An 11,584-nucleotide genomic window follows, 5' to 3' on the forward strand; every position below is an offset into this window, starting at 1 on the left:
GGAAAGCACCGCCATGCACACCATCGCCCGCATCACAGTCCTCACACTGGCCCTGGGCTTGAGTGCATGTGCGGTACAACGCCCGGAACCGACCACCAGCCTGCCGCCAATCCCGCCCTCGCAGCCAAGCCCGACCCCGTCGACCTCGCCGAGCCCCGGCAAGAGCATCCCGGCCAAACCCGCCAAGCCCGTGCCACGCACCTCGGCCAGCTTCGCCCCGCCACCGGGCGGCAACAGCCACTGGGACCAGAAGCTCGGCGTCTACGTGCTCGACGACCAGACCAACACCTTCTACCGCCAGCGCACCTACTACCGCTGGAACAACGGCTGGAGCCGCTCGGTCAGCCCCAACGGCCCGTGGGAAGACACCAACATCCACGGCGTCCCGCCGGGGTTGGGCAAGAAGTTCGGGCAGTAAGAGAAACGGCGATCCTGGGATCGCCGTTTTTTTTGCGTCTGATTCTCAGAGAATCGCACGATAGTTACCTAACGCCTTTACCGACTCGACCAATCCTTGCCGTTGGAGAAAGCCAAGATATTTGTCCACCTCCACATTGGGCGTTTTCAATTGCCGTCGCTGGCTTTGAGCCGCAGCGACGACGGCAGCCGAATCAAGATGGAAAAGGTTTTCCACAAACTCATCCGGGTGCTGAGCTTCAATGCCGTATGGCGCGAGGTGACGGGTGGGGAAATCTTTCAGGTTGAACGTCACTATTACATCGGCACCGCATCGGATTGCGGCCGCTAGAACATGGCGGTCGTTCTCATCAGGCAGTGTCAGGCCTGACACCAAGTCTTCATAGCCATCGATACACGCATCTGGAAGGGCCAGGTCCATCAATTGCGATGTGCGATCGAGTTGTTCGCGGGTCAGGTCGGACCTGTTCTTCAATAAGTTACGCTTCCATTCGTGGTGTACTTCCTGAGTCCAGCGAGCCCGATACAGCCCTCACAACGCGAGCCACATCAGGAAATCTCTTAAAGGCGCCGGATATAAAACGCATGCATCGTATACAGCAGTGAAAGAGGAATGCCTCACTCGTATCCTGTCCTTAGCGCCTGTGCCTGCTCCGCGAGAAGCATCATTGCCTGCTCGCTGGCGGTGTCTCGCCGGGTTTTATATTCCATCAGATCAGCAAAACGCACACGTCGGTGCTTGCCTGTTTTGTGGTAGGAAACCTCACCGCTCTCCAGCAGTTTGATCATGTGCGGACGTGAGACGTTGAGCAGATCGGCAGCTTCCTGCGTGGTCAGCTCCGCGTGGATCGGTACCACCTTCACAGCGTTGCCCTGCGCCAGCGCCGCGAGGATATCGCTCAGCAAGCGCAACGCCGATGTTGGCAGCTCGACGCTGTGGGCTTCGTTCTGTTCATCAAAAATCTGGATTCGCTGAGTTTCAAAAGCGGTTGTGAGGAAGGCGCTCAGGGCGCGCTGGCCTGCAATCGCGGCTTTGACCTCTCGTTCGACAGGCAGATTGATGGCAGATGGAGTAGCGGTGGTCATAAGACTGTTCCAGCATTCTATGGAAGGATGTGTCGACGTTATTCGAATTAAACGAATTCGCAATAAACGAAACTGGTGCAGGAATACTTTGTAAAACTACCAACCATCACCCCGTCCCATTCTGTGCTTGAGTAAAGATAACTCTAGAGTTACTTTTAATGGGCCAGGCCAAGGAGGCGGTTGGTGCAGAGCAGGCTATTGATGAAGGAGCTGGAGGAGGCGGGCTGGACGCTGGATCGGGTTGCGGGCAGTCATTACATCTTCACTCATCGTTACAACCCGAACACGATTGCCGTCCCGCATCCGAAAAAGGATTTACCGCTGGGGACAGTCAAAAGCATTCGGCGGCGCGCGGGGTTATTCAGCCCGCCAACCCGTCATGAAGGAGATCCGTAATGCAATATCCCATCTGCATCGAGTGGGGTGACGAGAACACTGCCATCGGTATTCAGATCCCCGATATTCCCGGCGCAGTCACGGCCGGTGACAGCTTTGAGGAGGCCTACAACGCGGCCGTGGAAGTGGCTCACCTCATGCTGCAGGAGATCGCGGCGGCCGGTCAGGCGATTCCGATGCCGACCTCGGCAGCGGCGCATCGCAATCATCCGGATTTTGCCGAGATGGGCTGGGGCATGCTGGAGCTGGATATCTCGCCGTACCTTGGCAAGACCGAAAAGGTCAACGTTACGCTGCCCGGCTATGTGATTCAGCGTATTGATCGCTATGTACGCGAGCACAACGTCAAAAGCCGCTCCTCGTTTCTGGCGGATGCGGCGATGGAGAAACTGGTTCGGTATTGAGGGTCTGCGCAATTGTGGGAGCGAGCCTGCTCGCGAAGGCGTCAGGTCAGGCACTGATCTATGGCTGACACACCGGCCTTCGCGAGCAGGCTCGCTCCCACTATGACATCGCGTCAGGACGCGACTTTTCGCTGCGCCAGCGCAGCGTTTTGCGATGCACTCAAAAACCGCACCAACGCCAACAACGGAAACACGCTGCCGACAATCACGATCCACAACCAGCCGCCATGCTCGTACACCGCGCTGGCCACCGACGAGCCGAACGCGCCGCCGATGAAGATGCTGGTCATGTACAGCGCGTTCAAACGGCCACGACTTTTCGCGTCCAGCGAGTACACCGCGCGTTGGCCGAGGACCATGTTCATCTGCACGCAGAAGTCCAGCACCACGCCGGTCACGGCCAGGCCGATGACGCTGTAGGCCGGGTGAATGAAGGCGGGCAGGAAGCTCAGGCTGGCGAAGAGCATGGCCAGCAGCGAGGCGATGCGTGTGTGACCGGCATCAGCGAGGCGGCCGCTGATTGGCGCGGCGATGGCACCGATGGCGCCGACCAGGGCGAAGATCGCGATTTCGCTTTGCGACAGGCCATGGTTGCGTGCCAGCTCCAGCGGCACGGCGGTCCAGAACAGGCTGAACGTGGCAAACATGCAGCCCTGGTAAAACGCCCGCTGACGCAGCACCGGTTGCTGGCGCAGCAGTGTCCATAGCGAACCGATCAACTGGCCATAAGTAGCGCTGTGATCCGGCTGGCGCTTGGGCACGGTCAGCGCCAGCACCACGCTGATTGCCGCCATCAACGCTGCGGCGATCATGAACATGGCGCGCCAGCCGAGGTGATCGGCGACCACACTCGATACCGGTCGCGCCAACAGAATACCCAGCAGCAAACCGCCCATGATCCCGCCCACCACGCGACCACGGGACTCTTCCGGCGCCAGATGCGCGGCCAGCGGAATCAGGATCTGCACCGACACCGAGCTGAACCCGACCAGCAGTGAGATCAGCAGAAATACGTTCGGCTGTTCAGTGAACGCGGCGCCAAGCAGACTGGCGATCGCCACGACCGTGGTGATGATCATCAGCCGACGGTTCTCCAGCAGATCCCCCAGCGGCACCAGAAAGAACAGGCCCAACGCGTAACCGATCTGCGTCAGCGAGACGATGAAACTGGCCATGGTGTCGGAGAGGCCGATGTCCGGCGCGATCAGGCCGATGATCGGCTGTGCGTAGTAGATGTTGGCAACGATGGCGCCGCAGCAGAACGCGAACAGCAGGACCATGCCTCGGGTCATTGCGTGAGGAGTGGTGGTCATAGGGGATCTCGGGTCAGGCACAGGAAAGGGCTGAGGCTAATGGACAACGTGGACTGGCAGAAGACGTTTTCGGATGATAACTGTTATTACGCAGTGTAATGAGCGGTATTGCCGCGCAACAAAAAGGCGACCCGGTGGGTCGCCTTTTGATTTTTTCAGATCAAGACTTACTGCCCGCTGTAAATCTGATCGAACACGCCACCATCATTGAAGTGGGTTTTCTGCACCGTGCGCCAGTCACCAAACGTCTTCTCCACCGAAAGGAAGTCGACTTTCGGGAAACGGTCGGTGTACTTCGCCAGCACCGCCGGGTCACGCGGGCGCAGGTAGTTGGCCGCCGCAATTTCCTGTCCTTCCGGCGACCACAGGTATTTCAGATACTCGTCAGCCGCAGCGCGCGAGCCTTTCTTGTCGACGACTTTATCGACCACCGAAACCGGTGGCTCGGCTTCCGCGGAGACGGTCGGGTAGATGACTTCGAACTGATCGCGACCGAACTCGCGGGCGATCATTTCCGCTTCGTTTTCAAAGGTCACCAGCACGTCGCCGATCTGGTTGGTCATGAACGTGGTGGTGGCGGCGCGGCCACCGGTATCGAGCACCGGCGCCTGCTTGAACAGCTTGCCGACGAAGTCCTTGGCCTTGTTCTCGTCGCCACCGTTTTTCAGCACATAGCCCCAGGCCGACAGGTAGGTGTAGCGGCCGTTACCCGAAGTTTTCGGGTTCGGCACGATCACCTGTACGCCGTCCTTGAGCAGGTCCGGCCAGTCTTTCAGCGCTTTTGGATTGCCCTTGCGAACTATGAACACTGTCGCCGAGGTGAACGGTGCGCTGTTGTTCGGCAGGCGCGTGACCCAGTTGTCCGGCACCAGTTTGCCGTTGTCGGCGAGGGCGTTGATGTCGGTGGCCATGTTCATGGTAATGACGTCAGCCGGCAGGCCGTCGATCACCGAACGCGCCTGCTTGCTCGAGCCGCCGAAGGACATCTGCACGGTGATGTTCTCCTTGTGCTCGGCTTGCCAGTGCTTCTGGAACGCAGTGTTGTAGTCCTTGTAGAAATCGCGCATCACGTCGTAGGAAACGTTGAGCAGCGTCGGTGCTGCCTGAGCGATGTTGGCCAAGGCCAGGCCGGCGGCGAGAAGTGAGGCGCCAAAGAGTTTTTTCACTGCGCATTCCTTGTTCTGTGGGGTGTCTTGTCAAAAATGAAGCCATTTGCCAGCGACTATAGCGGGCCTCGCATAGTCGCTTAAAGATTAAAAAGCTCTGTGCTTATTCCACTTTCTTGAACAGCTGACTGCCGCAGCGCGAACAGAACGCTGCGCTCTGTTCATGGCTCTTTTTCTGACAGCCCGGGCAGTCATGTTGCAGCTGTTCGCCGCGCATGGCGTTGGCCAGCTCTGCGGTAAAAATCCCCGTGGGCACGGCGATGATCGAGTAACCGGTGATCATCACCAGCGAGGAAATCACCTGGCCCAGCGGCGTCTTCGGCACGATGTCGCCGAAGCCCACAGTGGTCAAGGTCACGATGGCCCAATAGATGCCTTTGGGAATGCTGGTGAAGCCATGTTCCGGGCCTTCGATCACGTACATCAGCGTGCCGAACACCGTCACCAGCGTGCACACGCTGACCAGAAACACGACGATTTTCTGCTTGCTGCCGCGCAGCGCCGACATCAGATAGTTGGCTTGCTTGAGATACGGGCTGAGCTTGAGCACGCGGAAAATCCGCAGCATCCGAATGATGCGGATGATCAGCAGATACTGCGCATCGCTGTAATACAGCGCGAGGATGCCCGGCACGATCGCCAGCAGATCCACCAGGCCGTAAAAGCTGAAGGCATAGCGCAGCGGCTTGGGCGAGCAGTACAGACGCAGGATGTATTCGCCGAGGAAGATCGCCGTGAAGCCCCACTCTATATAGGCCAGAACGTCGGCGTAATTACGGTGGATGCTGTCGATACTGTCGAGCATCACGATCACCAGACTGGCGAGGATGATCAACAGCAGAATGCCGTCGAAGCGACGCCCGGCCGGGGTGTCGCTCTGGAAAATCATGACGTAGAGCCGTTCGCGCCAATTGTTGCTGCTGTCCATGGATAACGCCTGAATCGAAGATCAGCGCAGCCTAGGGTGATTCTCCTCGTGAGCGCAAGACTCATGCGCGAGCGAAGCTTTGCCAAGCATTTGAATGCCAGCCCGGATCAACCAGCAGGCGAGGATGAACGGCGCGGTCAGCGTCGCCAATCCAAGGGCAGCAAACAGCGGCGTCACCAGCAGCGCCAGGACAATGGCGAGCAGCGGCAGCCACGGATGTTGCCGTTGCGCGCTGAAGGCGAGGGCGGCGAGTACGGCGTTGTAGCCACCGAGGCCGAGCAGTGCGGCGGACGTTTCGTGGTGCAGCAGACTCGAGCCCAGGCCGATCGCCGACGCCAGCAGCGCCCAGCAGAAAGCGCGGCGATCGGCGAGCAGCAAACCGCTGGCGATCAACGCCCCGGCCAATGGATGGTCGAGAAACATCACCTGGCCGAATCCGCGCAGTTCAGCGGCCAGCAGATTTGTCGTGTTCAGGTCGACCGATGCCGCCGGCGCGGACGGCTCGGCGAACATCAGCAGCACCCAACTGAGCGCCACGAACGGCGAGGTATACGCCGGTATGGCGCGACTGCGGTACACGTGTTTGAGCCATTGCTGAGTAAGCATCGCGCTCAAGCCACCGGCTGCAAGAATCAACGGCGGCAGCAGTGGCGACCAAGGGAAATACAGGCTCAGCAGCAGGCCGAGCAGCACGCCGTTGTAGCTGAACAACCCGGCCTGGCGATCGGCCTTGGCGTAGTTGCGCCGCTGCGCGGTGAGCAGACCGGCAACGCCACCGAGCAGCGCCCCGGCGAACAGCACCGGCGCGGTCAGCAGGATCGCCAACAGACACAGCAGGCCGCACAGCGGATGGCGCTGGAAGAAAATCTGACTGAAACCGTTGAGCAAAGCCTCGGCCCAGTCGGGGCAGTGGGTGTTGAAGTGATTGGCAGGCATGTTGAGAAAATCTGGGCAGTTGGAACATCAAAAGGTCTTGCAAGTCACTGTGGCGAGGGGATTTAGCGAAACGTCGCACCGCCCCGTTCGGCTGCGCAGCAGTCGTCGCTTTTAAGGGTGTGACGGTTTCCACAGAGAAACCGCATTCTCCGATTGGGGGCCGCTTCGCAGCCCAACGGGGATAAATCCCCTCGCCACAAGTTTATGCACCCACTTTTATGGTGGGTCAGATCAACGTCTCAATGCGCAGCGAATTGGTCGATCCCGGCTGCCCAAACGGCACGCCAGCGGTGATCAGCAGCGTATCGCCACGCTCGGCCATGCCTTGCGCCTGAGCAATCTCCAGTGCGGTCGAGCAGACTTCGTCGACCTGACGCAGGCGATCGTTGACTACCGAATGAATGCCCCACGCCACGCTCAAGCGCCGCGCCGTTTGCAGGTTCGGCGTCAGATTGAGGATCGGTGCTTTCGGCCGTTCCCGCGATGCGCGCAACGTCGAGGCGCCGGACTCGCTGTAATTGACCAGCACCGCCACCGGCAGCACGTTGCTGATCCGGCGGATCGCACAGCTGATTGCATCGGAAACCGTCGCCTCGGCTTTCGGTCGGCTGACGTCAAGCTGGGTCTGATAATCCGGGCCGTTCTCAACTTGACGGATGATCTTGCTCATCATCTGCACGGCTTCCAGCGGGTATTCGCCGGACGCGGTTTCCGCCGAGAGCATCACCGCATCGGCGCCTTCGGCCACGGCGTTGGCGACGTCAGTCACCTCGGCACGGGTTGGGGCAGGGGAGAAGCGCATCGACTCGAGCATTTGCGTCGCCACCACCACCGGTTTGCCCAGCGCGCGGCAGGTGGTGATGATGTTTTTCTGAATCTGCGGCACGCTTTCCGCCGGCACTTCCACACCAAGATCGCCGCGCGCGACCATGATCGCGTCGCTCAACTCAGCAATCTCACGTAGTTGCTCGACCGCCGAAGGCTTCTCGATTTTCGCCATCAGAAACGCCTTGTCGCCGATCAATGCGCGGGCTTCGACAATGTCCTGCGGGCGCTGTACGAACGACAGCGCGACCCAGTCCACACCCAATTCCAGGCCGAAGCTCAAATCGCGGCGATCCTTGGCGGTCAGCGGGCTGAGGTCGAGCACCGCTTGCGGCACATTCACGCCTTTGCGATCGGACAGTTCGCCGCCGTTGAGCACGCTGGTGTCGATCGCATCGGCGTACTTGGTGACCACGCGCAGGCGCAGCTTGCCGTCGTCGAGCAGCAGGTCCATGCCCGCTTCCAGCGCGGCAATGATTTCCGGATGCGGCAGGTTGACCCGGCGCTCATCGCCCGGTGTCGCATCGAGATCCAAGCGGAACGCCTGACCGCGATGCAACTGCACCTTGCCGTCAGCGAACTTGCCCACACGCAGTTTCGGCCCTTGCAGGTCCATCAGAATGCCCAGCGGATAGTTGAGCTGGCGCTCGACTTCGCGGATCCATTGATAGCGCTTGGCGTGGTCGGCGTGATCGCCATGGCTGAAATTCAGCCGGAAGATGTTGACCCCGGCCTCGACCAGCTCGCGGATGTCGTCGATACCGTCGACCGCAGGGCCGAGGGTGGCGAGGATTTTGACCTTTTTATCAGGCGTCATGATTTGCAGTTCTCAAGGATCAGAATGGCGCGGAAGTCGTTGACGTTAGTGCGGGTCGGCTCGGTGACGATCAGCGCATCGAGCGCCTGGAAGTAGCCATAGCCGTTGTTGTTATCCAGCTCGTCGCTGGCGCTCAGACCCAGTGCGGCGGCGCGGGCGTAGCTGTCCGGAGTCATGATTGCGCCGGCGTTGTCTTCCGAGCCGTCGATGCCATCGGTGTCGCCGGCCAGCGCGTAGACGCCGGGCTGGCCCTTGAGGCTGTCGGTCAGGCTGAGGAGGAATTCGGCGTTACGCCCGCCACGGCCATTGCCGCGCACGGTTACCGTGGTCTCACCGCCAGAAAGAATCACGCACGGCGTCGCCAGTGGCTGGCCGTGATTGATGATCTGTCGGGCGATGCCGGCGTGGACTTTCGCCACTTCGCGGGATTCGCCTTCGAGGTCGCCGAGAATCAAGGTGCTGAAACCGGCCTGACGGCACTTCACCGCCGCCGCGTCCAGCGACTGCTGCGGGCGGGCGATCAACTGGAAATGACTGCGCGCCAGACTCGGATCGCCGGGTTTGACGGTTTCCGATTCCGGGCTTTGCAGCCAGGTACGCACGGAGGCGGGAATGTCGATGCCGTAGCGTTTGATGATCGCCAGTGCTTCGGCGGAAGTGCTCGGGTCGGCCACGGTCGGGCCGGAGGCAATGACGGTGGCGAGGTCGCCCGGCACATCGGAAATCGCGTAGGTGTAAACCGTCGCCGGCCAGCAGGCCTTGCCGAGGCGGCCGCCCTTGATCGCCGAGAGGTGCTTGCGCACGCAGTTCATCTCGCCGATGGTCGCGCCGGATTTGAGCAGGGCTTTGTTGATCGCCTGCTTGTCAGCGAGGGTAATGCCGTCGGCGGGCAAGGCGAGCAGGGCAGAGCCGCCGCCGGAAAGCAGAAAGATCACGCGGTCGTCTTCAGTGAGGTTGCTGACCAGCTCCAGCACGCGTTTGGCCACGGCCAGCCCGGCCGCATCCGGCACCGGGTGCGCGGCTTCGACCACTTCGATTTTTTCGCACGGAGCGCCGTGGCCGTAGCGGGTCACCACCAGGCCGGTGACTTCACCCTCCCAGCAGCGCTCGACCACTTGCGCCATGGCGGCAGCGGCTTTGCCGGCGCCGATGACGATCAACCGACCGGTGCGATCGGCAGGCAAATGGGCTTCGAGGACTTGGTTCGGATGGGCCGCGTCGATGGCTGTGGCAAACAGCTCGCGCAGCAGTTGTTGCGGATCGACCGACATGGCGGGCTCCCGGAATTCTTGTTATTCGAAAGGGCAACTCGGAACCCTTGTGGGAGCGAGCCTGCTCGCGAACGCGGCATGTCAGCCAACATGGATGTTGGATGTGAAGCCGCTTTCGCGAGCAGGCTCGCTCCCACAGGGTTTTGTGCAGGGTTTATTTATTGTCGCGAATCGAGAAATTGGCCATGTGTTCCAGGCCCTTGATCAGCGCCGAGTGGTCCCAGTTGCTGCCGCCGATGGCCGCGCAGGTGCTGAATACCTGCTGGGCATTGGCGGTGTTCGGCAGGTTGATGTTCAGCTCCTTGGCGCCTTGCAGGGCCAGGTTCAGGTCCTTCTGGTGCAGGCTGATGCGGAAGCCCGGGTCGAAGGTTCCCTTGATCATGCGCTCGCCGTGCACTTCGAGGATCTTCGAAGAAGCGAAACCGCCCATCAGCGCTTCACGCACCTTGGCCGGATCGGCACCGTTTTTCGAGGCGAACAGCAGGGCTTCGGCTACGGCCTGGATGTTCAGCGCGACGATGATCTGGTTCGCCACTTTGGCGGTCTGGCCGTCGCCATTGCCACCAACCAGGGTGATGTTCTTGCCCATGGCCTGGAACAGCGGCAGGGCGCGTTCGAAGGCATCGGCGTCGCCACCGACCATGATGCTCAGGGTTGCGGCCTTGGCGCCGACTTCACCGCCGGACACTGGCGCGTCGAGGTACTGCGCGCCTTTTTCGTTGATCTTCGCCGCGAAGGCTTTGGTGGCGGTCGGCGAAATCGAGCTCATGTCGATCACGACTTTGCCCTTGCCGATACCGGCCGCGACGCCGTCGGCGCGGAACAGCACGTCGTCGACCTGCGGGGTGTCCGGAACCATGACGATGATGAATTCGGCTTCCTGCGCCACTTCGCGCGGGTTGGCCAGGGCGACGGCGCCAGCGGCGACGAGGTCGGCCGGGGCCGCGTCGTGGTGTTGCGACAGGAACAGGCTGTGACCGGCTTTCTGCAGGTTCGCCGCCATTGGGTGGCCCATGATGCCGGTGCCGATGAATCCGATTTTAGCCATGAGAAAATCCTCTTGTTTTTATAAACAGCCGTAGGAGCTGCCGCAGGCTGCGATCTTTTGACTTTGCTTTTGAAGGTCAAGATCAAAAGATCGCAGCCTTCGGCAGCTCCTACAGGGTCATGTGTTCGTCAGATTGCGTTGTGTGATTTCAACCAACCCAGGCCCGCTTCGGTGGTGGTCAGCGGTTTGTATTCGCAACCGACCCAACCCTGATAACCGATGCGATCAAGGTGTTCGAACAGGAAGCGGTAGTTGATCTCACCGGTGCCCGGCTCGTTGCGCCCCGGGTTGTCCGCGAGTTGCACGTGGTTGATCTCGCCCAGGTGCGATTGCAGGGTGCGGGCCAGATCGCCTTCCATGATTTGCATGTGATAGATGTCGTATTGCAGGAACAGATTGGCGCTGCCGACCTGCTCGCGAATCGACAGGGCTTGCGCCGTGTTGTTCAGGTAGAAACCGGGAATGTCGCGGGTGTTGATCGCTTCCATTACCAGTTTGATGCCCGCCGCTTGCAGCTTGTCGGCGGCGTATTTGAGGTTGGCGACAAAGGTCTTTTCCACAGTGGCATCGTCAACGCCTTGCGGGCGGATACCGGCCAGGCAGTTGACCTGGGTGTTGCCCAGCACTTGTGCGTAGGCGATCGCCAGATCGACCCCGGCGCGGAACTCTTCGACCCGATCCGGCAGGCAGGCGATGCCACGCTCGCCCTTGGCCCAGTCACCGGCCGGCAGGTTGAACAGCACTTGGGTCAGCCCGTTGGCCTCGAGTTTTGCCTTGATTTCAGCCGAGCTGAAGTCGTACGGGAACAGGTATTCCACGCCAGTGAAACCGGCCTTGGCGGCGGCGTCGAAACGGGCAAGGAAATCCTGTTCGGTGAACAGCATGGACAGGTTGGCTGCGAAACGCGGCATGGTGGTCTCCTAAAAACTGATGAGGCACGGTAGGTCAGACTGAGCGCGGTCAAGTCCCCTCTCCTG

Annotated in this window: 12 protein-coding genes and 1 pseudogene; 3 read left to right on the top strand and 10 right to left on the bottom strand. The window is 60.5% G+C overall.

Features of this window, described 5'->3' with window-relative positions:
- The first annotated feature begins 13 nt into the window (after positions 1–13).
- Complete coding sequence (locus NF676_RS08280; protein ID WP_016771039.1) at positions 14–418, top strand: hypothetical protein; 405 nt, start codon at positions 14–16, stop codon at positions 416–418.
- 45 nt (positions 419–463) lie between these two features.
- On the opposite strand, the pseudogene NF676_RS08285 reads toward NF676_RS08280, so the two are convergent.
- Together NF676_RS08285 and NF676_RS08290 are read right to left on the bottom strand one after the other, a co-directional pair.
- Positions 464–1,039, bottom strand: a pseudogene (locus NF676_RS08285) (VapC50 family PIN domain-containing toxin).
- Positions 1,036–1,503, bottom strand: coding sequence for a helix-turn-helix domain-containing protein (locus NF676_RS08290; RefSeq protein WP_252887515.1), 468 nt, complete (start codon positions 1,501–1,503; stop codon positions 1,036–1,038). The pseudogene NF676_RS08285 and the gene NF676_RS08290 overlap by 4 nt, the downstream one beginning before the upstream one ends.
- Positions 1,504–1,686: 183 nt before the next feature.
- On the opposite strand from NF676_RS08290, the gene NF676_RS08295 reads away from it, so the two are divergent.
- Together NF676_RS08295 and NF676_RS08300 are read left to right on the top strand one after the other, a co-directional pair.
- Positions 1,687–1,899 carry a type II toxin-antitoxin system HicA family toxin gene (locus NF676_RS08295; protein ID WP_041479616.1) on the top strand — a complete coding sequence of 71 codons (213 nt, stop codon included), beginning with the start codon at positions 1,687–1,689 and terminating at the stop codon, positions 1,897–1,899.
- Positions 1,899–2,303 (top strand): type II toxin-antitoxin system HicB family antitoxin, encoded by a 405-nt coding sequence (locus NF676_RS08300; protein ID WP_016771035.1) that lies wholly within the window; start codon positions 1,899–1,901, stop codon positions 2,301–2,303. Before NF676_RS08295 ends, NF676_RS08300 begins: the two co-directional genes overlap by 1 nt.
- A gap of 113 nt (positions 2,304–2,416) precedes the next feature.
- Here the strand turns inward: NF676_RS08300 and NF676_RS08305 are convergent, their stop codons facing one another.
- From NF676_RS08305 to hyi, 8 genes are all read right to left on the bottom strand, one after another.
- Complete coding sequence (locus tag NF676_RS08305; protein ID WP_252887516.1) at positions 2,417–3,616, bottom strand: MFS transporter; 1,200 nt, start codon at positions 3,614–3,616, stop codon at positions 2,417–2,419.
- 167 nt (positions 3,617–3,783) lie between these two features.
- Positions 3,784–4,782 (bottom strand): sulfate ABC transporter substrate-binding protein, encoded by a 999-nt coding sequence (locus NF676_RS08310; protein WP_136492212.1) that lies wholly within the window; start codon positions 4,780–4,782, stop codon positions 3,784–3,786.
- A gap of 103 nt (positions 4,783–4,885) precedes the next feature.
- Entirely contained in the window at positions 4,886–5,710 is an 825-nt protein-coding gene (locus tag NF676_RS08315; RefSeq protein ID WP_041479613.1) for an ion transporter, read from the bottom strand.
- A gap of 21 nt (positions 5,711–5,731) precedes the next feature.
- On the bottom strand, positions 5,732–6,646 hold the full coding sequence (locus NF676_RS08320; RefSeq protein ID WP_252887517.1) for an urea transporter: 915 nt from the start codon (positions 6,644–6,646) through the stop codon (positions 5,732–5,734).
- Positions 6,647–6,872: 226 nt separating this feature from the next.
- The gene (gene pyk / locus NF676_RS08325; protein WP_095180738.1) at positions 6,873–8,288 is read right to left on the bottom strand and encodes a pyruvate kinase; all 1,416 of its coding nucleotides are present in this window, start codon (positions 8,286–8,288) and stop codon (positions 6,873–6,875) included.
- Positions 8,285–9,559, bottom strand: coding sequence for a glycerate kinase type-2 family protein (locus tag NF676_RS08330; RefSeq protein ID WP_252887518.1), 1,275 nt, complete (start codon positions 9,557–9,559; stop codon positions 8,285–8,287). Before NF676_RS08330 ends, pyk begins: the two co-directional genes overlap by 4 nt.
- A gap of 154 nt (positions 9,560–9,713) precedes the next feature.
- On the bottom strand, positions 9,714–10,607 hold the full coding sequence (locus NF676_RS08335; RefSeq protein ID WP_016771028.1) for a 2-hydroxy-3-oxopropionate reductase: 894 nt from the start codon (positions 10,605–10,607) through the stop codon (positions 9,714–9,716).
- A 128-nt stretch (positions 10,608–10,735) separates the two neighbouring features.
- Positions 10,736–11,518, bottom strand: coding sequence for a hydroxypyruvate isomerase (gene hyi / locus NF676_RS08340; protein WP_252887519.1), 783 nt, complete (start codon positions 11,516–11,518; stop codon positions 10,736–10,738).
- Between the last annotated feature and the right edge of the window lie 66 nt (positions 11,519–11,584).

This window comes from Pseudomonas siliginis (genome assembly GCF_024072275.1).
Classification (GTDB): domain Bacteria; phylum Pseudomonadota; class Gammaproteobacteria; order Pseudomonadales; family Pseudomonadaceae; genus Aquipseudomonas; species Aquipseudomonas siliginis.

Bases quoted from the DNA above. Each gene is read 5' to 3' on its own strand.
- NF676_RS08280 (WP_016771039.1), top strand. From the start codon at position 14: ATGCACACCATCGCCCGCATCACAGTCCTCACACTGGCCCTGGGCTTG.
- NF676_RS08290 (WP_252887515.1), bottom strand. From the start codon at position 1,503: ATGACCACCGCTACTCCATCTGCCATCAATCTGCCTGTCGAACGAGAG.
- NF676_RS08300 (WP_016771035.1), top strand. From the start codon at position 1,899: ATGCAATATCCCATCTGCATCGAGTGGGGTGACGAGAACACTGCCATC.
- NF676_RS08305 (WP_252887516.1), bottom strand. From the start codon at position 3,616: ATGACCACCACTCCTCACGCAATGACCCGAGGCATGGTCCTGCTGTTC.
- NF676_RS08315 (WP_041479613.1), bottom strand. From the start codon at position 5,710: ATGGACAGCAGCAACAATTGGCGCGAACGGCTCTACGTCATGATTTTC.
- NF676_RS08320 (WP_252887517.1), bottom strand. From the start codon at position 6,646: ATGCCTGCCAATCACTTCAACACCCACTGCCCCGACTGGGCCGAGGCT.
- pyk (WP_095180738.1), bottom strand. From the start codon at position 8,288: ATGACGCCTGATAAAAAGGTCAAAATCCTCGCCACCCTCGGCCCTGCG.
- NF676_RS08330 (WP_252887518.1), bottom strand. From the start codon at position 9,559: ATGTCGGTCGATCCGCAACAACTGCTGCGCGAGCTGTTTGCCACAGCC.
- NF676_RS08335 (WP_016771028.1), bottom strand. From the start codon at position 10,607: ATGGCTAAAATCGGATTCATCGGCACCGGCATCATGGGCCACCCAATG.
- hyi (WP_252887519.1), bottom strand. From the start codon at position 11,518: ATGCCGCGTTTCGCAGCCAACCTGTCCATGCTGTTCACCGAACAGGAT.